The sequence below is a fragment of the Streptomyces sp. NBC_00457 genome (genome assembly GCF_036014015.1).
Taxonomy (GTDB): domain Bacteria; phylum Actinomycetota; class Actinomycetes; order Streptomycetales; family Streptomycetaceae; genus Streptomyces.
In genome coordinates this window covers 10,507,955-10,532,332 of the sequence record NZ_CP107905.1, presented here as the reverse complement: position 1 = coordinate 10,532,332, position 24,378 = coordinate 10,507,955, and the positions used below count along the sequence as shown (strand labels likewise).

Annotated in this window: 18 protein-coding genes and 1 pseudogene; 5 read left to right on the top strand and 14 right to left on the bottom strand. The window is 71.3% G+C overall.

Annotated features, from left to right (window positions below; translation table 11 throughout):
• Positions 1–27 precede the first annotated feature (27 nt).
• The 10 genes and pseudogenes from OG828_RS48100 to OG828_RS48055 all read right to left on the bottom strand — a co-directional run bounded on the left by OG828_RS48100 (position 28) and on the right by OG828_RS48055 (position 9,047).
• Positions 28–180: a hypothetical protein gene (locus OG828_RS48100; RefSeq protein WP_328499784.1), complete on the bottom strand. Its 153-nt coding sequence runs from the start codon at positions 178–180 to the stop codon at positions 28–30.
• Between the two features lie 266 nt (positions 181–446).
• A pseudogene (locus tag OG828_RS48095) lies at positions 447–776 on the bottom strand (sec-independent translocase); the annotation flags it as partial.
• Positions 777–945: 169 nt separating this feature from the next.
• A complete protein-coding gene (locus OG828_RS48090; RefSeq protein ID WP_328436319.1) occupies positions 946–1,899 on the bottom strand; it encodes an aromatase/cyclase in 954 nt (317 codons plus the stop codon).
• A gap of 185 nt (positions 1,900–2,084) precedes the next feature.
• Entirely contained in the window at positions 2,085–2,837 is a 753-nt protein-coding gene (locus OG828_RS48085; protein ID WP_328499785.1) for a thioesterase II family protein, read from the bottom strand.
• Positions 2,838–3,684: 847 nt separating this feature from the next.
• The gene (locus OG828_RS48080) at positions 3,685–4,506 is read right to left on the bottom strand and encodes an AfsR/SARP family transcriptional regulator (protein ID WP_328349286.1); all 822 of its coding nucleotides are present in this window, start codon (positions 4,504–4,506) and stop codon (positions 3,685–3,687) included.
• 333 nt (positions 4,507–4,839) lie between these two features.
• Positions 4,840–5,031 (bottom strand): hypothetical protein, encoded by a 192-nt coding sequence (locus OG828_RS48075; protein ID WP_328499786.1) that lies wholly within the window; start codon positions 5,029–5,031, stop codon positions 4,840–4,842.
• A gap of 240 nt (positions 5,032–5,271) precedes the next feature.
• The gene (locus tag OG828_RS48070; RefSeq protein ID WP_328436321.1) at positions 5,272–6,111 is read right to left on the bottom strand and encodes an AfsR/SARP family transcriptional regulator; all 840 of its coding nucleotides are present in this window, start codon (positions 6,109–6,111) and stop codon (positions 5,272–5,274) included.
• A gap of 265 nt (positions 6,112–6,376) precedes the next feature.
• On the bottom strand, positions 6,377–7,066 hold the full coding sequence (locus tag OG828_RS48065) for a ScbR family autoregulator-binding transcription factor (RefSeq protein WP_328349288.1): 690 nt from the start codon (positions 7,064–7,066) through the stop codon (positions 6,377–6,379).
• Positions 7,067–7,140: 74 nt separating this feature from the next.
• Positions 7,141–8,733 carry an acyl-CoA carboxylase subunit beta gene (locus OG828_RS48060; RefSeq protein ID WP_328499787.1) on the bottom strand — a complete coding sequence of 531 codons (1,593 nt, stop codon included), beginning with the start codon at positions 8,731–8,733 and terminating at the stop codon, positions 7,141–7,143.
• A 125-nt stretch (positions 8,734–8,858) separates the two neighbouring features.
• Positions 8,859–9,047 carry an acyl-CoA carboxylase epsilon subunit gene (locus OG828_RS48055; RefSeq protein WP_328349290.1) on the bottom strand — a complete coding sequence of 63 codons (189 nt, stop codon included), beginning with the start codon at positions 9,045–9,047 and terminating at the stop codon, positions 8,859–8,861.
• A gap of 336 nt (positions 9,048–9,383) precedes the next feature.
• Here OG828_RS48055 and OG828_RS48050 point away from each other — a divergent pair, with 336 nt between their 5' ends.
• Entirely contained in the window at positions 9,384–10,379 is a 996-nt protein-coding gene (locus OG828_RS48050) for a ScbA/BarX family gamma-butyrolactone biosynthesis protein (protein WP_328499788.1), read from the top strand.
• A 263-nt stretch (positions 10,380–10,642) separates the two neighbouring features.
• Here the strand turns inward: OG828_RS48050 and OG828_RS48045 are convergent, their stop codons facing one another.
• Positions 10,643–11,497 (bottom strand): NAD(P)H-binding protein, encoded by an 855-nt coding sequence (locus OG828_RS48045; protein ID WP_328499789.1) that lies wholly within the window; start codon positions 11,495–11,497, stop codon positions 10,643–10,645.
• 209 nt (positions 11,498–11,706) lie between these two features.
• On the opposite strand from OG828_RS48045, the gene OG828_RS48040 reads away from it, so the two are divergent.
• Positions 11,707–12,375 carry a ScbR family autoregulator-binding transcription factor gene (locus tag OG828_RS48040; RefSeq protein WP_328349293.1) on the top strand — a complete coding sequence of 223 codons (669 nt, stop codon included), beginning with the start codon at positions 11,707–11,709 and terminating at the stop codon, positions 12,373–12,375.
• Here the strand turns inward: OG828_RS48040 and OG828_RS48035 are convergent.
• Positions 12,368–13,912 carry an FAD-dependent monooxygenase gene (locus OG828_RS48035; RefSeq protein ID WP_328499790.1) on the bottom strand — a complete coding sequence of 515 codons (1,545 nt, stop codon included), beginning with the start codon at positions 13,910–13,912 and terminating at the stop codon, positions 12,368–12,370. The genes OG828_RS48040 and OG828_RS48035 overlap by 8 nt on opposite strands.
• 3,250 nt (positions 13,913–17,162) lie before the next feature.
• On the opposite strand from OG828_RS48035, the gene OG828_RS48030 reads away from it, so the two are divergent.
• The gene (locus OG828_RS48030; RefSeq protein ID WP_328349296.1) at positions 17,163–18,737 is read left to right on the top strand and encodes a DUF6851 domain-containing protein; all 1,575 of its coding nucleotides are present in this window, start codon (positions 17,163–17,165) and stop codon (positions 18,735–18,737) included.
• Positions 18,738–19,594: 857 nt separating this feature from the next.
• Positions 19,595–21,313 (top strand): MFS transporter, encoded by a 1,719-nt coding sequence (locus tag OG828_RS48025; protein ID WP_328504764.1) that lies wholly within the window; start codon positions 19,595–19,597, stop codon positions 21,311–21,313.
• A 300-nt stretch (positions 21,314–21,613) separates the two neighbouring features.
• On the opposite strand, the gene OG828_RS48020 is transcribed toward OG828_RS48025, so the two are convergent.
• Complete coding sequence (locus tag OG828_RS48020; RefSeq protein WP_328504763.1) at positions 21,614–22,135, bottom strand: heparin lyase I family protein; 522 nt, start codon at positions 22,133–22,135, stop codon at positions 21,614–21,616.
• On the opposite strand from OG828_RS48020, the gene OG828_RS48015 reads away from it, so the two are divergent.
• The gene (locus OG828_RS48015) at positions 22,025–22,300 is read left to right on the top strand and encodes a Tn3 family transposase (RefSeq protein WP_328504762.1); all 276 of its coding nucleotides are present in this window, start codon (positions 22,025–22,027) and stop codon (positions 22,298–22,300) included. The two genes, OG828_RS48020 and OG828_RS48015, sit on opposite strands and share 111 nt — an antisense overlap.
• 561 nt (positions 22,301–22,861) lie before the next feature.
• On the opposite strand, the gene OG828_RS48010 is transcribed toward OG828_RS48015, so the two are convergent.
• Positions 22,862–24,307, bottom strand: a complete 1,446-nt coding sequence (locus OG828_RS48010; RefSeq protein WP_328442637.1) for an NF041680 family putative transposase — start codon at positions 24,305–24,307, stop codon at positions 22,862–22,864.
• Positions 24,308–24,378 lie beyond the last annotated feature (71 nt).

Genomic DNA, 24,378 nt, shown 5'->3' with positions numbered 1-24,378 from the left:
GCGGGCGCTGAACGGGCAGGCAGGCTCCTAGAACGGCCCGGCCGCCGTGCCCGCCGTGCCCGGGGCGGCGGCACTGTGGAAGGTCACGCGCAGGCCCGAGGCGGGGTGGCAGGGGTGGATGCGGCGCGGGCGGCGCCAGGCGGCGTATACGTGGGCCGGGCCGTACTGCCTCTGCCTCATGACGGCCTCCTGGCCTGCCTGACGTCCACAACGGTCGGGTTCAGCACGCTAGTTGCCGCACCGCCCCGGCGTCCGTTTTCCCAAGCGGGTGTGCAGCGGGGGCCGAGCGGTGCCCCAGCCGGCAGGGCCGGTGCACCCACCCGCCGGGGCGGGGGCGGGCCGACGCCTGCCCCGGCCCGTCGGGCGTTGCCTCACGAGGGCCGGGGCAGGGGACGTGGACGTTCAGGGGGCGGCTACGGTGAGGGGGGCCTGGGCCTGCGGGCCGGCTCGCTCTCGGGGCCGTTCACCGCGTCGGCGACGTCTGCCGCTTCTTTGCGCAGGTCGAAGCTGTTGCGGATCTCCTTTAGCCCCAGTTCGTCGCTGCCCAGCTGCTTGCGGATGAACGTTTTGGGATTCAGGTCCTCGAAGGTGACGTCCTTGAACTCGGGGCCGAGTTCCTCGCGGATGTCCTGCTGGGCCTGGTCCGAGAAGGCACGGACCTTCCGGATGATCCTGGCCGCGTCCTGGATTACCTTCGGCAGCTTGTCCGGGCCGAAGATGAGCACGGCAAGAATCGCGAGCATCACCAGCTCAAGCGCGCCTATGTCATTGAACATTGCAGCTCCTCGCCGTGTCCGGGCAAAAAGCCACGGTACGGGGTAGCCGAGGAGGCACTGCTTTCTTTCCGCCGCGGCTCGACTGCATTCCAAGTATTCCCGCAGCACATCGCGGTCGTCGCCGTTCGCAGGGCTGCTTTGGGGCGCGGCCGCCCGCCCCTCGTCGCCGTCACAGCATGCGGACGGCGCTTTCCGCATGCTGCTTGGCCAGGGTCAGCAGGGCCAGGCAGTTCTGGCCGAGCGCCTGGCGCACATGCCAGCGGGCGTGTGCCAGGCCCGCGTCCTCGCCCAGCACGGCGGCGATGTTCTCCTCGCGCAGCACGACGCTGTGCTGCGCGAGGACGGTCACCCCCGTCTCGTCCGGGACGACGGACCATTCGCCGGTGTGTGCCTTCAGCAGGGGGGAGGCCGCGGTCTCCTTGTAGATGATGCGGCCCGCGTGCGGGAAGCAGATCCGCACCGAGTCGGCGCTGTGCGCACCGGACTCGGTCAGCGTCTTCACTTGCATGCGCTGCACTCCGGGCGCGTCCTCGGTCAGGTCGACCCGGGTGACGTGCGGGACCAGCTGGGGCCAGGCCTCGGCCCGGTAGAGAAAGTCGTAGACCAGTTCGGCCGGGCCGTGGATGCGCACCGAGTCCTCGAAGGACAGGACCAGTTCGTCCAGGCGCGTCCACCGCTCGGCGAAGGCCTTCACGTCGGCGAGCTGGGCGCGGCTGTTCGCGCCGGTGGCGCGCTGCGCCCACGCCACGTCGTCGGGCCGGTCCCCGGTGACGCTGAAGTCGTACCGCAGCTCCAGCTCGCTGCGGTGCGGGCCTTGGGAACGCACGTTCAAGGTGCCGCCCAGCGAGTTGAACGGCGACGCGGGCAGTTCCTGCCGGAATTCCACGCGGCGCTCCACCGGGTCCAGGTGCCGCCACGAGGTCCAGGATTTCAGCTGGCCGTTCATGAGGGACCACATCCTCAGCCACCCCCGTTCGCCGTCGAACTCCAGCTGCTCCACATGGATGACCGGGGAGAAATACAGCGGCCACTTCGCCGCGTCGGTAATCAGCGCGTAGACCACACCGGCGGGTGCGGACACGTGCACCGTGTGCGCGGTCTTGTCCGCGAGCTCAGCAGACATCTGAACACCTCTCCTTGCCTTACGCCGACGGGGACGCAAACAGAATTTTCAGACGGCCGGACGACACCGCTGATGCACGAGGGGGTGAAGCGCTGCCCCCGTATCCGCCGGCTGACGTGCCTCGCACGGTGATGCAGGGGGGTCGCAGGCGCCCCTGGCCCGCACCGGGTGACCGCGGCGCGGGTTCAGCCGACGGGCACGCGCTGGCGGGCGAGGCGGCCGGCGACGCGGCAGGCCCGGCCCAGCAGCCGCGGCAGTTCACGGCCGCCGCGTACGAAGAAGTGACGCCCGGGGACGGTGCGCGAGCGGACGGGCCCCTGGGTCCACTGCCACCAGCCGTCGGTGATCGTGGGCGGCGCGAGCGGGTTCGCCTGCGAGGAGACGACGAGGACCGGTGTGGTGAGCGGGCCCGTGGAAGAGGGTGTGCGGGCCGCCTCTTCCAGGGCCTTGGCGAGCTCCAGGTCGGCGCGGAGCACCGGCAGCATGGCCCGCAGCACGATCCCTTCGTCGCTGCCGGGCGGCACGGCGCCCTGGCCGCCCAACAGGTGCAGCACGTCGGCGTCCGTCGCCCCGCGGACATCCGGCAGCGCGGAGGGCGTGTGGGGCGGCGGGCAGGCACTGACGGCAAGGAGCGCGGGGCCGGGCACCCCCGCCTCGTGCAGGGCGCGCGTCACGGTGAGGGCAACCAGGGCGCCCAGACCGTGCCCGTACAGCACGTACGGGCCGCAGCGCGGGCCGGTGAACGGGGGCAGCAGATCGGCGAGCAGCGCCTCATGCGTGGTCACCCGGGGTTCGGATCGCCGCCGTTGCTCCCCCGGCAGGGAGACCGCCCTCACCTCCACCCCGGGTCCGGTGCTCTCGGCCCAGCCGTCGAAGACGGAGACACCCCCTGCGGAGTGTGCGAAACAGTGCAGTCGCACGGGCTGTTCGTCCGACATGGCATCCTCCTTGGCCTCCCCCCTGGGGCGCAGGGGTGCGGTTCGAGAATCGCCGGAGGGCCTCAAGCATCCCTGGAGAGCGGGCTGAGGCCCGCGCGAAGGCGAGCGGGCGCGAAGACCTCCGGTGCCAGGCGACGTGAGAGACCCTCGATTCCGACGGGAGCCTGGTTTTGTGCGGCCGCCGGAGCCCGTACCCGTCGGGTAGTCCGCTTCAGCAGGGGGAAGCACGCCAGGATCACGCATGAACGCGTAGCTCACCGGCCCTTCCACGGTGGAGACGGGACTCGGTGTCGGTGGAACGCCCAACGAGCATCTGGAACGAACGCCTCGTGACCACAGATCGCGCATGTCCCTGGACACCGGGATCGGCCGGCACCTTCCGCGCAGCAGCGTCTTGTTACGGCTCGCCGGCTTCGACTGGCCCACCCGGCCACCAAGTGAATGAGCCCGGAAAACCTCGGCAGGTCATCGGGACGGCGGTGCGCACGGATCCCCCCAGGTGTCCCGGCACGCGAGGGCCGTCACCCGGTGCAGCCGTCCGAGTGCGCCCGCGCCCCGTCCGAAACCTGCGGTGCACCGCCTCGCGCACGCGTCTGCCGCCCTGCGGGTGGCCCACCGTCCCGGCGGCAAAGGGCCGCGCCGGCTCGGGACATGGACGGTGCGCCCACCACCACGGCCGGGCGGTACGGGGCGTCAGACCGGGTGCCCGGGCTGCGGCCGTTCGCCGCTGCCCGGGCAGGCACGCCCGGCCTCCTCGCAGATCCCACCGTGCTCGGGCCGCCAGGCCTCTGACTCCGGGATCACTCCTAGGCGCTGAGTACGGCGCAGGCCCCCGCTCCGGCCGGCCTCAGGCGGCATACAGGTCGAAGGTCGAGCTGCGCCGCTCTCCGGCGACGACATCCAGTCGCGGGTCGACGGCCAGCATGGCCTGGTGCAGGCGCTGCACCTGCGGCGAGGGCTCGACACCCAGCTCGTCGATCAGCCGGTTGCGCAGTTGCCGGTAGACGGCGAGGGCCGAGGCCTGCCGCCCCGACCGGTACATGGCCACCATGGCCTGCGAGTGCAGCCCTTCGTGCTGCGGGTAGCGCGCCGTCAGCTCGGCGAGTTCCGCGATGAGTTCGGCGTGCCGGCCGAGCCGCAGGTCGGCGTCGATGCGCCGCTCGACGGTGCCGAGCCGGCTCTCCTCCAGGCGCATGACCTCGATGGCGAGGATCGGTCCGACCCGTACGTCGACCAGCGCGGGCCCGCGCCACAGCTCCAGCGCCTTACGGAAACGGGCAGCCGAGGTCGCGTCGTCCCCGGTCTCGAAGGCTGACCTGCCTTCGGTGACCATGCGTTCGTACTCGTGCACGTCGACGCTCTCGGGCGGTATCTGCAGCAGATAGCCGCCGTGGCGGGTGGCGAGCACTTCCTTGGCCGTGCCGGGGGCGTCGGGCCCCATCGCGGTGCCCAGGCGCCGGCGCAGCTGGAGGATGTAGGTCTGCAGCGTGGTGAGCGCGCTCTGCGGCGGCTCGGTTCCCCAGATTTCCTCCATGAGCATGGGAACGGGCATCACCCGTCCGGGGTAGAGGGCCAGCAGGGAAAGAATCTGCCGCGGCTTTCCGGCCGTCGGGACAATCGATCCCCCATTGACCTCGGCACTCAACGGACCCAGAACCTGAATCTTCACTGCTTTCCTCCGTAGCTCGCCGAGTTCCTCTCATGGCTGAATTCCGTCACCGTCAGCACACTAGCCAACATCGCGCCACACCCTCCTTTCTTCGACCAGAGCTCGAGGAGGTTTCAGCGGAACACCTGGATCCGCACAATTGCGTCCGGCGTATCACGGGATGCTCTTCCCGGCCGCCCTTCCCATGGAGTTTTTACTGCAGAGAAACCGAATGTGCGGAACTCGAAATTCCGTCTGGCGGGCATGTCCCGTGGGGAGGGGTGTCACCGGTGCGCACGCGTCAGGGGAAGAGCGCGCGGTTTCGGCGCCGCCGGTGACGGCCCGCAGGTGTGCTCAGCGGCCCGGGTGCGGGGCGCCCGGCCACGGCACGGGCAGGGCGGCGCACGCCGGGCGCGGCGCGCGTCCTGGCTTCGGCGCTCCGGGACGTTTGCCGGCGGCGAGGCGGCCCCCGGCGGGTCGGGCGGGCCGGGCTGCGGTGTCCTTGTGGGCGGTCAGGACCATGACGGCGAAGACGGTGGCGGCCACGGGGTGAGAGCCGGCGTACGGTCCGTGCGGGCCGCAGCTTCCGGGCCACTGCCGGATCCTGTGCGGCGGCCGGCGTGTTCAGGCCGTTGCGCCAGGGGCGGCGGCGGACCCCCGCGGGCCGGGCGGCAGGGAGAGCAGGGAGAGCTCAGCGGTCTTAAGGGCGGGTGCCTGCCGCTGTCCGGGGCGCCGGCGGACCGGGGCTCCCCCGCAGCACGCAGGCGTCCGGGAACGGGCCCTCACTCAACTCGTCGCGACGAGCCGCTCCTTGGCCGCGCCGGCTGCCGCCGGCTCGGGGCTGGCGGTGAGGACGGACCGCTGCAGGCGCTGCAGCGCCGCGGACGGCTCCAGGCCGAGGTCGCGGACGAGCGTGACCCGCAGCCGCTGATAGGCCTCCAGGGCCTCTCCGCGCCGCCCCGAGCGGTACAGCGCGAGCATGAACTGGCCGTGCAGGCTCTCGTGGGTGCGGTAACGGTTCACCAAGACCGTCAGCTCGGCCAGCAGTTCACGGTGGCGCCCCAGCCGCAGGTCGGCCTCGATGCGCTGGTCGAGAGCGCACAGCCGGCTCTCCTCGAGGCGCTTGATCTCCGTCTCCAGCTGCTCCCCGACCTGGACGTCCGCGAAGGCGGTGCCGGACCACAGCGCGAGCGCTTCGCGCAGCTGGCGCGCGGCGCCGGGGAAGTCACCCGCGTCCATGGCCCGGTATCCCGTGCCCGCGAGCCGCTCGAACAGGCGGACATCGCTGGGGCCGCCGCCGCTGGCCAGCAGATAGCCGCCGGGCATCGTCACCAGCACCTCCTTGGCGGTGCGCGGTGCGCCGGGTCCGTGCGCACCGCCGCGCTCGTCCTGGTCCAGGGCCACGGCGATGAGTTCGCGCAGCTGCAGGACGTACGTCTGCAAGGTGGTGCGGGCGCTGCGCGGCGGGGTGACGCCCCAGAGCTCCTCGATCAGGGCGGCCACGGGCACCACCCGGTCGGCGTGCAGCGCCAGCAGGGCCAGAACCTGGCGCGGCTTGGGAGCCGTCGGCGTTATGGAGACGCCGTTCTCCGTGACGGCCAGTGCCCCGAGTACCTTGATGTCCACGCGATCTCCCCTGTCTTATGCACGAGCTCCGGTCATTCCGTGGCCGCCAGCGGAGGCCACTCCGGCTCCTCACCCAGGGTAAAAACAGCACGCGCGGTATGTCAATACCAAACCGCGCGTCCTGTATCTCTTTGGTCCCGAGTCGAGGTCATGCACTCATTGAGCAGGGCAAACGCTTGATCTCCGGCGGGACTCAAGGTGTTCGCGGGGCATCCTCGAGGGCTTCTCAAGGGAAAGCAGGGAGGGCGTGACCGGGATCCGGGCATTAAACAAACCTCTTGGTATGCAAATTTTGGGGGTTCACCTGCGCGGACTGCTCCTGCGCGGGGACGGCGTTCAGCAGGTTCGAGCCCGCGCACACCAGCTGGTCCCTGGCCTGCCGGCCGGCGAGCAGCGGCAGGAGAACCTCCCACAAGCGGGTGACGCTGCGGCGGGAGAGCCAGGAGGCGTCCTCGCCGCCGAGGATCTCGAAGCCCGCGGTCGCGGCGACGATGACGCGGGCCCCGTCCGCGGCGGACACGGCGGGCGCCAGAGCGCCGCTGCGCTCGGCCCGCCCAAGGCTGTCCTCGACCCAGCGCTGCCACTGCCTGCGCAGGGAGGGCCCGCCCCGGCGCGCGACGTCGCCGGCGAGTTCGAAGCCGGCGCGGACCACGATGTCGCGGGCGAGGCTGTCCATCAGAGCGTGCGTGGCGTCCACCACCGTCTGCAGGGAGTCGCCGTGGCGGGCCCGCGCCGCCTCGGTGATCCGCCCGACGGCCTCGGCGGCCTCGGCCCGGACCGCTTCGGCGAGCCGGTTCTTGCTGGCGAAGTGGAAGTGCAGCGCTCCGTTGCTGACACCGGCCCGGCTGCTGATGGCGCTCAGCGACGCGGCGACAAAGCCCTCCTCGGCGAACACCGCGGCCGCGGCCTGGATCAGCGCGTGCCGGGTGCGGGCCGCTCGCTCCTGTTTGACCATGTGCTGTCTCCTACAGAAGGCGGGAGGCCGAAAGCCGGCACCGCACCGGCGTCCCACGTCCCGTGGGCGTAGTGCTACTGCGGGGGATTGCCGTGCTTGCGGGAGGGCAGGTCGGCGTGCTTGCTGCGGAGCATGGCCAGGGAGCGGATCAGGACCTCGCGGGTGGCGGCCGGGTCGATGACGTCGTCGACCAGCCCGCGCTCGGCCGCGTAGTAGGGGTGCATCAGCTCGGCCTTGTACTCCTTGACCATCTTGTGCCGCATGGCCTCGGGGTCCTCCGCCTCGGCGATCTGGCGGCGGAAGATGACGTTCGCGGCGCCCTCGGCGCCCATCACGGCGATCTCGTTCGTCGGCCAGGCATAGGTCAGGTCGGCGCCGGTGGACGCCGAGTCCATGACGATGTACGCGCCGCCGTAGGCCTTGCGCAGGATCAGCGAGATCCGCGGCACGGTCGCGTTGCAGTAGGCGTACAGCAGCTTCGCGCCGTGCCGGATGATCCCGCCGTGCTCCTGGCCGACGCCGGGCAAAAATCCGGGGACGTCCAGCAGGGTGAGGAGCGGGATGTTGAAGGCGTCGCACATCTGGACGAAGCGTGCGGCCTTCTCCGACGCCTCGATGTCCAGCACCCCGGCCAGGCTCTGCGGCTGGTTGGCGACGATGCCGACGACCTGGCCGTCCAGCCGGGCCAGCGCGCAGATGATGTTGCGGGCCCAGCGCTCGTGGACCTCGAGGTACTCACCGTCGTCGACGATCTCCTCGATCACCTTGGCCATGTCGTAGGGCCGGTTGCCGTCGGCGGGCACCAGGTCCAGCAGCACGTCCGAGCGCCGCTCGGCCCGGTCGCCGCCGGGCGCCTTCGGCGGGGCCTGACGGTTGTTCTGCGGGAGCATCGACAGCAGGTAGCGCACCTCCGCCAGACAGGTCTCCTCGTCGTCGTAGGCGAAGTGGGCCACGCCGGAAGTCTCGGCGTGCACGTCCGCGCCGCCCAGGCCGTTGTGGGTGATCTCCTCGCCGGTGACCGCCTTGACCACGTCCGGGCCGGTGATGAACATCTGGCTGGTCTCGCGGACCATGAACACGAAGTCGGTCAGCGCCGGGCTGTAGGCCGCGCCGCCCGCGCACGGGCCCAGCATCACCGAGATCTGCGGGATCACCCCCGAGGCCCGGGTGTTGCGCTGGAAGATGCCGCCGTAGCCGGCAAGCGCGCTGACGCCCTCCTGGATGCGGGCGCCGGCGCCGTCGTTCAGCGACACCAGCGGCGCCCCGGTGGCCAGGGCCATGTCCATGATCTTGTGGATCTTCTCGGCATGCGCCTCGCCCAGCGCGCCGCCGAAGATGCGGAAGTCGTGGGCGTAGACGAAGACCGTGCGGCCCTCCACCGTCCCCCAGCCGGTGACCACACCGTCCGTGTACGGCTTTTTCAGCTCCAGCCCGAAGCCGGTCGCCCGGTGCCGGCGCAGCTGCTCGACCTCCCGGAACGAACCCTCGTCCAGCAGCAGCTCGATGCGCTCCCTCGCGGTCAGCTTGCCCCGGGCGTGCTGCGCCGCGCTCGCCTTCTCGCTCGGCCCGGCCAGCGCCTGCTCACGGATGCTGTGCAGTTCCGCCACGCGCCCGCGCAGATCGGTGGGCCCCGGTCCGACGGGGGCCGGGGCAGTCGTCATCGCCATGTCAGGTGCCTTCCTGGGACAAGACCGTCAGGCCCCGTCCCGGATCGTGACAGCATAATAACAAACCGCATGCGCGGTTTCTATTTTGGATCCGGTGAACACGTGGAGGAGATCACCACCGGCCGTCAGCGCCAGCCGTCCGGCGCCGCATAGGCGTCCGGCGTGCGCCACCACCGCATGGCGGCCGCCGGCGGCTGCCCGGGCTCCTGCCCGGCACCCGCCCGCAGCGCGAGCAGCACCGCGACCACGGCGGCCAGTTCCGCCTCGTCGGGCCGGCCCCGCTCCACCCTGATCAGGACTTCCCTCCCGTCCATCCGACCGCTCCCCCTTCGCCTCGGGCCTCAAGGACACGGTCGGACAGACCGCTCAAGAATGGCTTTGAGCTCACTTGAGGTACCGGGCGGGCCGCCCCTCTCACCGCACCGGCACACCACAGCCGTCACACGGCCCGGCGTGCGCGGACGACCTGCGCGTTGCGGGCGGGTCCCGAGGCCGCCGATGATCGGCTCCACATGTGGGAATGGACCGTTCCATATCGCACCGGGCGGAGTGCCGCGTTCCTTCTAGAAATTAAACCGGGTGGTATGTATCTTCGCTGTCCTGAGAGGCTCCGCCACTGACATTCAAGCCAAAGCGGCTCAGGGGGAATCATGTCTGCGAGCACGTTCCACAGGAACCGCGCGATACGCGGCGCGGCACACACCGAGAACGACACCACTGCCACCGGGGCCGGCGCCCTCCCCTACCGGTCCCTGACCACCACGGTCCCCAAGGAATTCGTCCACCGCGCGAGCGTCGCCGAGGTCATGCTGACGGACTGGGCGCGCGCAGGCGAGGACCGCTTCCGCCTCGCGGCCCAGTGGCCCCGCGGACACAGCTTCTTCGTCAACGTGGACGGCTGCCACGACCCGCTGATCGCTGCCGAAACGATCCGCCAGGCCGGCATTCTCCTGGCGCACACCGAGTACGGGGTCCCCCTCGGCCACCACTTCCTGGTGAGCGATCTCAGCGTGGCCGTCCGCCCCCGGCACCTGCGCGTCGCCGCGGCACCCGCCTCGCTCGAACTCGACGTCAGGTGCCGCGACATCAAACAGCGCGGCGGCACGGTGCAGGGATTCAGGATCGAGGTGGACATCTACCGCGACGGCCACCTCGCCGCCACCGGCGGCGGCGCGCACACCTGCATCACCCCCCGGGTCTACCAGCGGCTGCGCGCCGCCCGCGTCCCCGACGGCACCCGGCCCCCGGTGATGGCGCTGACGGCCCCGGTGCCCCCGCAGACCGTCGGGCGCATGTCGCCGACCGACGTGGTCCTGTCCCCCACCGGCACGCCGAACCGCTGGCAGCTGCGGGTGGACACCCGCCACCCGGTGCTCTTCGACCACATGGTCGACCACGTGCCCGGCATGATGCTCTTCGAAGCCGCCCGCCAGGCCGCGGCCGCCACCCTGGGACATGCCTCCCTGCCACTCGCCGTCACCAGTGAATTCCACCGGTACGTCGAACTGGACACACCGTGCGTGATCGAAGCGCGCCGCCTGCCCGCGGCCGGCCCGGGCCGCGAGGAGTCCGTGCTCGTGACCGCCCACCAGGACGAGGCGGCCGTCTTCCGGTCCACGGTGACCATGGCGCCGCTGCCCGCCTAAGACACCCGCCGCCCGTGCCCGGGCCCGGCACGCCGCCGGGCCCGGGCACGCCGGACGGCTGGCTGCGCGCCGTAGGGCGGGTTCTACGCGCCGCCGGACGGCACGGTTCTGCGCGCCGGAGGGCGGGTTCTGCGCGCGGCCGGAGGGCGGGTTCTGCGCGCCGCAGGCCCGCGGGTTCTGCGCGCCGCCGGAGGGCGGGTTCTGCGCGCCGCGGGCCCGCGGCTGCGGGCCGCGGGCCTGCGGCGCGGTGCCCGCGTGCCTGCTCAGGCGGGCAGCGGCCCGAACGCCGCGAGATGTGCCTGGGCCCAGGCACGGAAGGTGCCCGCCTCACGGCCCGTCACCCGCCGGACCGTGTCCTGCACCCCGGCCTTGGCCCCCGCCCTGAGCCGCCCGGCGCTCTGAAGCAGCGCCTCGACCACCGGCGCCGGATAGCGCCCGGCCAGCGCGGCGCGTGCCTGGCCGGGGCTGAGCTCCTCGAACCTCAGCGCGACACCGAGCAGCTCGCCCAGCTGCCGCGCCTGCTCGGCCGCGGTGAGCGCCTGCGGCCCGGTCAGGGTGTAGGCGCGCTGGGCGTGCCCCTCCTCCACCAGCGCCCGCACCGCCACCTCCGCGACGTCCGCGGGATCCACACAGGCGTGGGCCGACTGCCCGTACAGCGCCCGGACGGTGCCCTCCGCGCGGACGGACGCCGCCCAGGACAGGCAGTTGGACATGAACGCGCGCGGACGCAGCAGGGTCCACTCCAGGCCGGAGGCGCACAGCCGTTCCTCGCCGGCACGCTGCCACCGGGTGATGAGATCACCCGCCTGCCCGTCCAGGACGGCCGCCGCGGAGAGCTTCACCACCCGCTGCACTCCGGCCATTTCGGCAGCGCGCAGGAAACGGGCGTCGTCATCGCCGCCCACGCGGGTGGTGACAAGAAACGCCGCCCGTACACCCGCAAGAGCCCGGGCGAGCGAGCGCGGATCCCCGTAGTCCCCGGCGACCGTCTCCGCCGTCGCCGCCGCCCCCGTGACCCTGGCGGGATCCCTGGCCATGATGCGCACCGGCAGGTCGGCCGGAAGCCGCCCCACCACTTGACGCCCCACCGTCCCCGTGCCGCCCGTCACCAGGATCACCGCGGCCCCTCCCCCGTCCGGCCGGGGGACAGCCCCCCGGCACACCATGATCCACTCAACGCTCTTGGCCTTCCTGCCGCGACGGTTTTGAGCACCTCATTGAATGCCGTACGGCTGGAGGGGGTACGAGAACCCCCAACCGGCTGTAAGATACAAACTGTGCGGTTTTTTCTGGGCCTCCGGGGCTCACCGAACAAAGGAGGCCGAACGTGGTGAAACAGGACCGGGCGATCCGGACCCGGCAGGTGATCCTCTCGGCGGCGGCCAAGGCCTTCGAGGAACACGGCTACCAGGCCGCGACCATCAGCGAGATCCTCGCCACCGCCGGCGTGACCAAGGGAGCCCTGTACTTCCACTTCCCCTCGAAGGAACACCTCGCCGAGGGCGTCCTGCACGAGCAGGACCAGCGGCTGCCGATCCCCGACCGCGCCTGCAAGGTACAGCAGTTCGTGGACACCATGGTCCTGCACGCCTACCTCCTGCAGACCGACCCCATGGTCCGGGCCGGCGTACGCCTCGCCCTCGACCAGCAGGCCCAGGGCCTGGACCGCAGCGGGCCCTTCAGGCGCTGGAGCGACATCGGGATCGAACTGCTGGAAAAGGCCCAGGCCCAGGGCGAACTGATGCCCCACGTCATCCCGGCCGAGACCGCCGACGTCGCGGTGGGCGCCTTCGCCGGCGTCCAGGCCATGTCCCAGGCCCTGCACAACTACCAGGACCTGCCACGCAGGGTCGCCGCCCTGCTGCGGCACCTGCTGCCCAGCGTGGTGGTCCCCTCCGTGCTCGCCGCCGTCGACCTCACCGAGAGCAGGGGGGCTGCGGTACAGGCCGAACTGGAGGCCCTGCGCCCCCGGCCGCAGCCGGCACCGGTCAGCTGACCGCCCCGGCGAGCACACCCCCGGCCCCCGCCCCCGCACCGAAGTACGCCGTCAGGGCGGCGGCCGGCCCGCCCGCCCCCGACGCCCAGGCGATATAGCCGTCGGGCCGCACCAGCAGCGCATCACACGACAGCTGGGGCACCGGCTCGCAATGCACCACCCGCAGCAGGGAGGCCCACCCCCGGGCCTGCTCCGCATACCGGCCGGCGCCCCGCTCACCGAAGAGCAGCAGCAGCGGCCGCCCCCCGCCCAGCAGACCGATGACATCGGCCGGACCCTGACGGGTCACCAGCCCCACATTGTGCAGAAACCTTCCCTCCCACGGCGGGCCCTGCGCGCCGCGCCCCGGCAGCACCGTGTCCTGCGCACTGACCATCGACGCCAGCACACCGCTCTCCCCCTGGCCGGCCAGCAGCTCCCCGAACAGCTCCCGCAGCGGATCCAGTTCGGGCCCCGGCCGCATCAGGGCGAGCTGGGCCCGCGCGGAGTCGATGACCCGCCGGGCAGCGGGCCGGCGCTCGGCGTCATAGGTGTCCAGCAGCCCTGCGCCCGCACTGCCGCGCACCGTGAGCGCGAGCTTCCAGCCGAGATTGACCGCGTCCAGCAGACCGGTGCTCAGCCCCTGCCCGCCGATCGGGAAGTGCACATGCGCCGCATCCCCCGCCAGCAGGACCCGCCCCCTGCGATACGACGCCGCCAGCCGGGAGAAGTCACTGAACCGGCTCAGCCACCTCGCCTCCCCCATCGCGATGTCCCGGCCCGCGATCCAGCCCACCTCCCGGCGCAGCTCCTCCACAGTGAGCGGCACACGCCGCTCAAGGTCCGCGCCCTCACAGTTCAGCGTCCGCAGACGCACCACACCCGACGCCACGTCCTTGGCGACGATCCAGCCGCGCGGCGTGCGATGCCACCCCGCCCCCAGAACCCCCGCCCCCTGAACACGGACATCGCCCGCCATCGCCGACACGGTGGCCGGGTACGTCCGGGAGGCGAAACCCGCCTGCTCCCGCACCAGACTGCGCGCCCCGTCCGCCCCCACCAGATACCCGCCCGTGCAGATCACCCGCCCGCGCGGCCCCGCGGCCGTGACCCGCACCCCACCCGGCCCCTGCCGCACCCCCGTCACCCGGTACCCGCGCAGGATCCGCGCACCGGCGGCCCGCGCCCGCTGCTCGAAATGGCGCTCCAGCTCCTCCTGCGCACACTTCAAGATCGGCTCCGGCTCCGCGGCCGGCGCCGAAATGGCCAGCCCCGCAATCCCCGCGAAATGAAACGCACTGCTCACCCGCGCCGAACCGCCGCCCTGGTCCGCGCCGCCGCCCTGGTCCGCGCTCACCAGCCCGGCGAGATAACCCCGCCGCACCAGACACTGCACCGTACGGGCATGCAACGTCGTCGCCTTCGGCCACCGCGACACCCCGCGCTGCGACTCCACCACCACCGTCCGCACCCCGTACCCCGCCAGCTCACACGCAAGGACCATGCCCACCGGCCCCCCGCCGACGATCACCACCTGCGCCCGCATCCCCCGCACCATCTACGACCTCCCCCAGTCACGGACCAGCACACAAGCCAAGGAAACAGCAGCCGCGGCGCACGAAGACTTAAGCGGCCGCCCCCGTCCAGAACAACTCCGCACCCCCCACAGGGAGTTGAGCTGCCCAGCTCACCCATGCACACGAACGAAAAGAAATATACCGGTTGGACGGTTCTTTGCAAGGCATTGACACCCCCACCCCCACCCGCCGGCCCCCCACCGGCCACACGCCCGGAACACTCACCCCGCCGGCCCGGCCCGCCACCACCGGACCCGGACCCGGACCCGGACGCGGACGCGCAACACCACCCATGACACCACCCGCGCCACCGCCTGCGCCGGGGACGGCACCCAACCCCGCCCCGCCCCCAGGCAGACGGACCCAGCACCCCGCCACCCGCCGGCCCGCCCTCCCCTCCCCTCCCCTCCCCTCCCCTCCCCTCCCCTCCCCTCCCCTCCCCTCCCCCCGGCAGACGGCACCACAGTCCCGCCCCGCCGGCAAAAGAGGCACGCCGGGCCGCAGGCCCCACACAGCGGCCGGCGCCGCGCGGCAGTCCTCGATCCGACGGCCGCGGCGGGAGCACGAAACGGACCCGGACCCGGCTCCCGGCCCGGCCTGCCCTGTCCTGTCCTGTCCTGTCCTGTACGAGCCCGCGCAGGCGCGTCCGCGGAAACGGACCCCGCACGTGAGCGGCGTGCGGGTGCCGGCGCCCGGCTTCGCACGGCGGGAAACGCCTCTGCGGCCACGTCGCCGCCTGGCACAAGGAAGGCATCTTCGACCGACCCGACGGCCTCCTGCGCCGGTCGGTGCGCGAGGCCGGGGGCCGCACCCCCCCGGGCCGAGCGCCTGCGTGGTGGACGCGCGGAGCATCAAGACCTCCGCCAGCGTCCCCGCAGCCGGCCCGGGCACCGACGCCGGCCAGAAGACAGGAGGCCGAGGGCGCCGCCTCGGCGCCGACACCCTGGCCTGCTGCCGGCCGTCCGGGTGAGCGCCGCCGGCGTCCGCGACACCACCGGCGGCATCCGCCCGCTCCCACAGACCGCCACCACAGGCGCGTGACCAAGGCGCGGGCCGGCACCGGCCATCGCACCGAAGCCACCGGCCACGGCGCCCGTCTGGGCACCGGTGTCCAGGTGCGTTCCACGCGATCGGCGCCACAGGGTTCACGGTGATCCCCCGGCGCCGGAGGGCGAGCGCAACTGCCGGCCGGCTCCTGCACCACCGCCGCCCCGCCCGCGCCACCCGCCCCCACCGCTGTGAAGCCGTCCTCCACATCGCAATGACCGGCCTCACCATCCGGCAGCGCACCCACGAATCCACCCCGAACCGGCGCCCCACCTGAACCCCGAACCCCGGACTACCGGTACGCGAATCACCGACGCCGGTCTGACATTTATTTTTACCTGCGACCAGCCGCACGGGCACGGCACCCCCGAATTTCGCCACCCCGGCAATTCAGGCGCCGGGCAGCCGGCATGCCGAGAAGATTCCTTCCCTAATGCATGCCGAGTGACTTTCGAGCGGCGGCTGATAGGGTCACGGACACGAGGTTCCTTAGAACGAATGATCGATATCGACTGCTGGGAGTGCTTGATGCCCGAAGGCATTGAGAAAAGAGATGCATACGGCCATCGAGGAAACAGCCCGACCGGCCGGTGCGACGTTTTCGCGCCCTAAGGCCTGACCGATTGGTGTCCACCTGCGAGGGTGGATTGTCGGCACACGTGGTGTCATCTTCCGTCTCCAGGACAGCACGGCCAGGAAATCGTGACACACCCTGGCACGGAAGCACTGAATTGGCTGCGGGATCGCCGGCGGTGCGCGTTTCCGGCGTCAGCCGGCCGACGGGCCGGCCCGTGGCGCGAGTTCGAAAAGTGCAGGCGGCAATTCGCCCCTGAACGAGCATCGCGGGCACGCCTGACCGGGGACAACGGAATGTGAGCGTTATCCAAGACATCCTCAAGCCCGTACCTGACAAGCTCAAGCCCGCTGAGGCCAAAAGGAGCCTGCGACCGCATCCTTCACGGGCGCCCCTGCCAGGACACCGGCCACAGCGACCCCGCCATCCGGTCAGCACGCGTTTCCTCATCACGTGGTGGAAATCCAGCTCCTCAAAGAAAGGAGGCGCACCATGGCGGCATCCGGACGAAGACCCGCTCCCGTATCAGCCTTTTCACCACCGCACAGGTCGCCTCTGCCCGGGGACGCCGGCGGCGCCGCGGCGCTGAGCCTGGGGACCGGCGAAACGGCCGCCGCCCAACAGGGCGACAAGCCGCCCCAGACCGGCTTCGGTCCCGGCGCCGGCAGCCACACCGCAGGGACCCGGCCCGGCGCAGAGGACCAGGACACCCAGGGGACGGGCCCTGGCGCAGATCGCCGGCCCCCTGGACAGGACCGTCATCCTCTGCAGGGCCCACGCCGTCCTTGTTCCGTGGCGCGACGCGGTGGCGCCCTGCCACCCGGCCGCCGCCGGCGTGCCCGCCCCAATCCCCCGCCGCCCCTGCGGCGGGCCCACCAACCGGACCATGAACACCGCCTGTCCGCCTGCCCCCTCCAGGTGACCAGGGCAAGAGCGCACCAGCAGGTGCCGGGCGTGCGGAACCTGTTGGCCGCGCCCGGCCTGGACCCCAAGGACGCGCCGGAGAGTGCGGCCAGCCCGGCCGGCACCGGCAGCGCCGCCGGCACGGCCGCCGTCACGGCCCGGCCAAGGCACGGCATGCATGCCCCCGAAAGGCCGGCCGGCCGTAGTGCTTGCGGCCGTAGTGCTTGCGGAACCCTCGCTGCCCAGCCTCGCACCGGCAGCCGGCGAGGGGCCCGCACGCAGGCCGCCGCGCCGGCGCAGGACCAAGGGACCCGGGCATCCTGGCAGGCCGGCGGTCCGCCGCCCCGCGGACACGGCCGGACAGCCCATACACCCTCACCGGCCCGCGCCCCGTTCCCCCGGCGCCCGCCCGCTCCCACCGGCCACACCCGCGTCCGCGCCCGGCAGACGCCCGGTGGACGAGACCGGGCAGGCGCCGGCCTCACTCACCGACGCGCACACGGTGCTCGTCGGTGCTCTTCGGCCGCACGCTGCGGGGCACCGCCTGCGTGTCTGGCGGCGGGCACCGGCAGCGCAGCCCGCCGCCGCGCTCACCTTCCTCCCGCTCCTGTGGCCCCCAGAAAGCCCACAGGGCCCACGGCACCGCCCTCCATGCCACCTCCATGCCTCTTCCTTCCCCTTTTGAGAGACCGACAAGGAGCATCATCATGACGACGTCCGGACACACTCCCGGCTTACGTTCCCCGCTGGGCCGCCGGCCGCTGCTGGTCGGCGGTGCTTCGGCGGCTGCGCTGTCCATGCTGGCCTTCTCCCGTACCGCCGGTGCCGCCACCGGCGAGAAGACGGCCGCCATCGACTTCGACCTCGACAAGGACAACTACGTCAAGTGGTCCCAGCCCACCGAAGCGCCGGTCGGCCAGGAGGGCAGGCTGGCGCTCATCGGCCCGATGGACGTGACCGTCTTCCTGTGGACGAGCCGCGTGGCGATGCTGGCGGCCTTCGACGCGCTGGCGCCCTACCACGAGACCGCGGTCGGCATCTACTCCCAGATCCCCCGCCGCCCCTCCAGCGAGTCCGCCACCAACCGCAACCTGAACATCGCCACCCTCTACGTCCAGCTCGGCATCTGGAAGCGCCTGCTGCCGCAGTTCACGGGCGGCCTGCGGGAGCTGATGACCGGGCTCGGCCTGAACCCCGACGACGCGTCGGAGAACCTCACCACCCCGGTCGGTATCGGCAATACGGCGGCCAGGGCCACCTGGGAGGCGCTGAAGAACGACGGCATGAACGTCCTCGGCCACGAGGGCGGCCGCAAATACCACCCCGCGCCGTGGGCGGACTACACCGGCTACGTGCCCGTCAACTCGCCCTACAAGCTGGTCAACCCCTCGCGCTGGCAGCCGCAGCTGGGCCCCCACAACGGCCGCCGCGTCGGCGGCGGCCCAGGCGACATGGGCATCTTCGTCGCCCAGCACTTCGTGACCCCGCAGATCGCGCTGACCAAGCCCCACATCTTCCGCCACCCCGCCCAGTTCAAGCTCGCCGCGCCCCGCTACAGCGACCACACCAACGCCCGCGCCTACAAACGCGCGGTGGACGAGATCGTGGAAGCATCCGCCTCCCTCACCGACGAACGCAAAGCCCTCGCCGAGATCATGGACAACAAACTCTGGGGCATCGGGCACCACTCCCTCGTCCTGGCCCGCAAGCACGACCAGAACAACGAGATGGGCGTGCACGGCTGGGTCCAGTGGTCGCTCCAGCACATCCTGGCGACCTTCGACACACTGATCGCCGCCTGGCACCACAAGGCCGCCTTCGACGCCGTGCGGCCCATCAGCGCGGTCAGGCACGTGTACGGCCGCAGCAAACTGACCGCCTGGGGCGGCCCGGGCAAGGGCACCGTCAACGACCTCCCGGCACACGAATGGGCCGGCTACCTGCCCACCAGCGACCACCCGGAATACCCCTCGGGCAGCACCTCGCTGTGCGCCGCCGCGGCACAAACCGCACGGCGCTACTTCGGCTCCGACGACCTGGACTGGACGATCGACTTCCCCGCCGGCACCTCACGGGTCGAGCCGACCATCACCCCCGCCAAGAACGTCACGGTCCACTTCGCCACCTTCACCCAATTCAACAAGGCATGCGCCAGGAGCCGGGTGGACGGCGGCGTCCACTTCCGGGAGACCACCGAGAGGTCCCTGGCCTTCGGTGAACAGTTCGGCGACCTCGCCCACGAATTCATCCAGCGCCACGTCAACGGCAACACCAAAAACTGACCCCCTTGCGCCGGCGCCGGCACAAGACCCCCCGCCCACGGCCGCCCCGCCGGCGGCCGAGCGGACCCTCCCCGTCCCGCGAAAGACGCCCGGGCCACGCCCGGTCCGCGGACATCAACTCCCCACAGCCCACGACCCGCCGGCCCGCCCCGATCCGGACTCCGCCCGGACTCCGCACACAGCGGGCGCGGCGGGCGCGGCGGGCGTTGAGGATCCCGCGGTTCCGCCTCACCCAACAGCGCGCCGGGACGGCGCCGACCTGCTGCTCCCTTCAGCGCCACACCGGCCCCCACCGGCCGCGGAATGGCGAGTTCCACCCAATCTCCACCGACTCTCAAGCGAGACTGACTACCATTTACTTATGGCTGTCAAAAATCGCCGGCCGGCACTGACGGGCCTGACAGGGCCGACGGGCCCGACGGGCCTGACGGGTCTGACAGGTGGGACGGATGGGGCGGTCGGCATCCCCGTCACCGGCTTCGGCACCCGAAGCCGGTGACCAGCCAGGGCGGCCGCACCGCATGAGCACCCCGCACCGACCGCGCAGTCGCGGCCCCCCGCATCCGCGCGAGTGCCCAGCCCCGGTACAGGCCCACACCCAGGGCCTGGACGGCCCGAACCTGCCGGTAAAGGAGCTGCCCGACACCATCAGGCGCCGCTTCGGCCCCGGCAGGGCCGCCACCACCGACAGGCGGGGCGCCGGGGCGGGGGAAACACCCCCGACGCGACCGCCCCAGGCCGGCACCCCGGCCGCCCTGCGCCGGCACCGCCGGCGCCGGCACGGCTCGCGCCGCACCACAGGGCGCCACCCCGACCCGACTGCACCGATCCTGCACGCCCCTTTTCGAGAGGAATCCATGAGTACGAACCCTGCACAGGCGGCACCCCCTGACGGGAGCGGCGGGGGCGTGCCGGATGCACGTCAGCTGCGCGCGATCCTGACCGCCGTCTCGATAGCGCTGATGGCCGTCATCGCGTCCGTGGCCGGACTGATCGTCGCCCAGACGCAAATGGCCGTCGAGTTCGACGCCTCGCAGGACACCGTCCTGTGGATCATCAACATCTACACCCTGGCCCTGGCCGCGCTGCTGCTGCCGCTCGGCGCGATCGGTGACCGCCTGGGCCGCAAACCCATGCTGATCGCCGGACTGGCCCTCTTCGGCCTCGCCAGCATCGCCGGGGCCCTGGCCCCCACCGCCGAGCTGATGCTCGCCGCGCGTCTGGCCGCCGGCATCGGCGCAGCAATGATCATGCCCATCACCCTGGCCGTGATCACCTCCACGTTCCCCGAGGAGCAGCGCGGCAAGGCGATCGGCGTGTGGACCGGCGTCGCCGGAGGCGGCGGCGTCCTGGGCATGTTCCTCTCCGCCTTCCTCACCGACGTCGCCGACTGGCGCTGGCTGTTCGCCCTGCCCGTCGCCCTGGTGGCCGTGGCCCTGGCCCTGACCCTGAAATCGGTGCCCAACTCCCACGAGCGCTCCCCCCACGCCTTCGACACCGTCGGCGCAGTGACCTCCACCGTCGCCGTCGTCGGCCTCATCTTCGTCCTGCAGGAAGGACCCGAGAGCGGCTGGAGCCAGCCTCTGACCCTGGCCGGCCTCGCCGTCGGCCTCACCGCCGCGGCCGGATTCGTGTTCTGGGAACTGCGCCGCCAAGGCGCCGCACTGCTGGACGTACGCCTCTTCCGCGAGCGCGGCCTGTCCGGCGGCTCGATCACCCTGGTCGTCGTCTTCGCTGTCCAGGGCGGCGTCCAAGTCGTCCTCTTCCCCTACCTCCAGGCCGTGCTCGACTGGTCGGGACTGCTGTCCGCGGCGGCACTGATGCCCCTGGCCATCGGGATCATGACATCCGCCAACGTGGCCCCCAAAATGGCCGCACGCATCGGCCCCCGCTCCACCATGGCCACCGGAATCGCACTCACCGGCGCCAGCCTCGCCCTCATGGCCCTGTTCGTCTCCGTCGACGACGGCTACCTGAAAATCCTGCCCGGCATCATCCTCATGGGCATCGGCATGGGCCTGTCGATGGTGCCCTCCACCGAAGCCCTCACCCGCTCACTGCCCCAGGAAAAACAAGGCGTCGCCTCCGCCCTCAACGACGTCACCCGCGAATTCGGCACCGCACTCGGCGTCGCCCTGCTCGGCGCCATCCTCACAGCCGGCTACCGCAACGCCATCGACGACCGCCTCGACAACATCCCCGAAAAAACCGCCGACACCGCCCAAGACGGCATCGCCAACGCCATCGAGGCATCCACCAGCGCCGGCCCCCACGCACCAGACCTCATCCACGCCGCACAGCAGTCCTACGTCGACGGATGGCAGCAGTCCATGTGGGCAGGCGTCGCCATCATGGCCGTACTCCTCGCCTACATCCTCCTACGCGGCCCCCACAACACCACCCCCACCCAACACCCCCCACACCCCCAACACCCCCGACAAGACAGAAGACACCGAAATGGCCACCACCCGATAACAGCCGCCCACACACGCCCGCACCACACAACACCGCCCAACCAGCACCCCCAACACACCGCCCGTCCACAGGCACCCGCACGACACCGATCCGGAACCTGACCCCGGCGACGGACCACACCCCACCGGGCACAGACCATCCCCCACACCAGCACACGTGTCCCAGCCGACGCGGAGCACAGCAGTACACGGCAGCACAGGCGCAGACACCGGCCACGAAAACCACCGACACCCACCACCCACCCACCACCCCCACAACAAACGCTCCCCGCCCGCCGGCAGGCGCTCCGCCCGGCAGGCGGGGAGCACCGCACTACGACACGCCCGCAGCAGCAGCCACCCACCAGCCCAAGACACCCGCCGGCCACCCGACAGTGCGGTGAAGCTCAAACGACAGGTGCGTCAAGCCCAGTTGGCCGGTTCGGCAAGGGCATAGGACGAGGCGATCCTGTGGTTGTCATGCAGGACCGTCAGCGTCCGCGGGCCGCTCGGCGTCCCATCGCGCCAGGCGGTGCAGTAGATCCCGCTGGACCAGCGGATCGTCCGCGAGGTGGACGGCAAGACGGTGATGCCGGTGCGGCTCACCGTCCTCGTGCCGTTCAGCCACACCTCGAACGCGCCCTGGCCGTCGCCGGCGAGCTTCAGCCGGGTGACGATCCTGATCCAGGTGCCCCGCAGGCCGCTGACCGACCCGGCCGTGCCCCTCATGCCGCCGGAACCGCCGAACTGGATCGTGGACCCGATGACGAACATCAACAGCCAGGGCCCTTCGGGGTCCTCGGGCGACCACTGCTGGAAAGTGACGTTCTGGTCATGGAACCTCCAGTCGGACGCGAGACGGATCGCCTGACCGTAGCAGCGGTCCTCGTGTGGAACACCCGGTACCTCGACGCCGCCGTTGCCCAGCTTCGCGCCGAGGGCCACGACGTCAAGGGCGAGGACGTCGCCCGCCTCTCCCCGCTCAAGGACCGGCACGTCAACTTCCTGGGCCGCTACCTGTTCAACATCAAGGCCAGCGGCCCTGGCAAAGGCCTGCGCCCCTTCCGGGACCCGGACGCCGTTGAGGACGACGCTGCCGACGAAGACTGAGCACCCGCTAGGTGTTCTGGGATGGAACCGTCGACGCTGACCGCAACCGGGTCGGGGATGAACTCGACGACCGCGCAGCGGCACCAGGCGGTCACCTCGGGCCCAATCCGCCTTGCTCTCGCTGTCGATCTTGGCTGCTACGACGGGCTCCGCATCATCGGGCAACAGGTGCCGGTCAGTGAGGCCGTCCAGGGCGACGGCAACCCGCCCGACGTCGAGGGGCGTGCGGTTCTTCGCCCCACCCCGGGTGCGGTCGGCGAGCGCGATCACAAGGTCACCCTCACAGGCTCCCGCGCGGCGTCGATAGGCCGGGGCCGTTCCTCGAATGTGAGGTTGGAGGAGCGACAGTTCTCCCGAGCATCAGGCCGTCCTGCCAGCTCAATCCGGCAGCGGGCACCCATATCTGCGGTGGGTCAACGATCCGTCGTTGTCATCCCCGGTGCGCCGGTCCACCACCGGCGAGTGTCCCTGCCGTGTCAGCTGGCCGACCAGGATGGATCCCACCACTCCGGTCCCGCCGACGACGGCAACCTTCCTACTCAGGCTTAGCTTGTTCTTTATCTACCAGGACCTGCCAGGCTTGCCGATGGCCTTGAGGGTCTCGGGCCGTTTGACGGTCTTGCCGACGTCGTATCGGGGTGCCCGGTGTTTGTTCCTGGCGCCAGGTGGCCGTCCTGGGCCGGCGCCTCGAGGTTTGGGAACACGGGTCGGGCAGGCGAGGTGAGCGCGGATGTTCCTGAACCCCCGGCGGACCCGGGCAGGGGTGAGCCGGTCGGAAGGGGTGGGTTTCTCCCAGGGCCGGCGGAGGTCCTCGGCGAGGGGCCGGGCGAGCCGGAGCTGAGTGTGAGCGACGATCAGGATCCAGGTCCAGCGGTCCGCCGCCTCGGGAGTACGGAGCTTCGGAGTGGTCCAGCCGAGGGTCTGCTTCGCGAAGCGGAAGGTGTGCTCCAGGTCGAAGCGGCGGAGAAATGCCTGCCAGAAACGGTCCACGTCGTCCGGAGTGACGCCGGTCTTGGAGGACCATAACCACACCGGCGGGGCATCACGGTCCTTCGACAGATGCTCGACCTTCAACCGGATCAACGTGCCCTCCACCAAGGGCAGTTCACCATCATGGTCGAGCCATGAGGAGCGGTGGGTGAGCCTTGGGTGGACCCGGTCCCATGCCTGCGTCTGGGCCTTGCCGTAGTTGGTCGTGGCGGTGACCGTGGTGATCGTGGGCTCGGGCCAGGTCTCCGGCTTGGCAAAGCGGAATTCCGGACCGTGCTTTGGCGGCCGGCCGCCCTTCGGGTCGTAGACACGAGGCGGCTTCGGCAGTCTCATGACGCGGTCGGAGCGGACCCGGCCGACCAGCTCGACCGGCAGATCGCGTAGGACCCAGGCCAGGCGGGTGACGTCGTAGCCGGCATCGCTGACGATCACGATGTCCGGGTCTCCGGCCCGCCACTGACCCGCGGCGATGAGCCGTTCAACGATTCCCCGCAGCTGGGCGGCGGTGACCGCGGTGGCGTCGTCCACCGGTCCGAGCCGGACCGCGTCCAGGATCGCTGTCCAAGAGGTGGCACCCGGCTCCAGGACGGCGACGAAGGAGTAGGGCCAGCCCGGGATGAACTGCGACGCCGTCTTCGCCCGGCCATAGACATGGCAGAACAGCCGCTCGGCCGAGCACGGCGCGTCCGAACGAAGCCATGGCGACACATCGACGGCCAGGACCAGACGCCCGCCGTCGAACCGCGGCAGCGACAACCCGGCCAGCACCGTCCGCACCCGGCCGACATCGATCCGGCCGTGGTTCAGGCCTCCGTACATCGCTCCGTGCCCACGCCGATGCTCGGGCAGCAGCGTCAGGTCCACCGGGGACTTCACTGCCCCGTCCGCACACAGCACCGCATCCGTCAGCTCGAACAACTCGTCGCGCCGAGCGGTCAGACACTCGTAGAACTCGCCCCGGAAGCGTGACGCTTCCGCGAACGCATCCCTCCGCACACCATCAGGCAGCAGACTCACCCTCACGGCCTTCGTCTTGGTCACGTGCACCTTGGTCGGAGCACAGGATCAGACGAAGGCCGCCCCCACGT

Coding starts and splice junctions, on each gene's coding strand:
- OG828_RS48025 (WP_328504764.1), top strand. CDS start 19,595: ATGAGTACGAACCCTGCACAGGCGGCACCCCCTGACGGGAGCGGCGGG.
- OG828_RS48050 (WP_328499788.1), top strand. CDS start 9,384: ATGTCTGCGAGCACGTTCCACAGGAACCGCGCGATACGCGGCGCGGCA.
- OG828_RS48015 (WP_328504762.1), top strand. CDS start 22,025: ATGGAACCTCCAGTCGGACGCGAGACGGATCGCCTGACCGTAGCAGCG.
- OG828_RS48100 (WP_328499784.1), bottom strand. CDS start 180: ATGAGGCAGAGGCAGTACGGCCCGGCCCACGTATACGCCGCCTGGCGC.
- OG828_RS48090 (WP_328436319.1), bottom strand. CDS start 1,899: ATGTCTGCTGAGCTCGCGGACAAGACCGCGCACACGGTGCACGTGTCC.
- OG828_RS48055 (WP_328349290.1), bottom strand. CDS start 9,047: ATGGACGGGAGGGAAGTCCTGATCAGGGTGGAGCGGGGCCGGCCCGAC.
- OG828_RS48065 (WP_328349288.1), bottom strand. CDS start 7,066: ATGGTCAAACAGGAGCGAGCGGCCCGCACCCGGCACGCGCTGATCCAG.
- OG828_RS48035 (WP_328499790.1), bottom strand. CDS start 13,912: ATGGTGCGGGGGATGCGGGCGCAGGTGGTGATCGTCGGCGGGGGGCCG.
- OG828_RS48060 (WP_328499787.1), bottom strand. CDS start 8,733: ATGGCGATGACGACTGCCCCGGCCCCCGTCGGACCGGGGCCCACCGAT.
- OG828_RS48030 (WP_328349296.1), top strand. CDS start 17,163: ATGACGACGTCCGGACACACTCCCGGCTTACGTTCCCCGCTGGGCCGC.
- OG828_RS48085 (WP_328499785.1), bottom strand. CDS start 2,837: ATGTCGGACGAACAGCCCGTGCGACTGCACTGTTTCGCACACTCCGCA.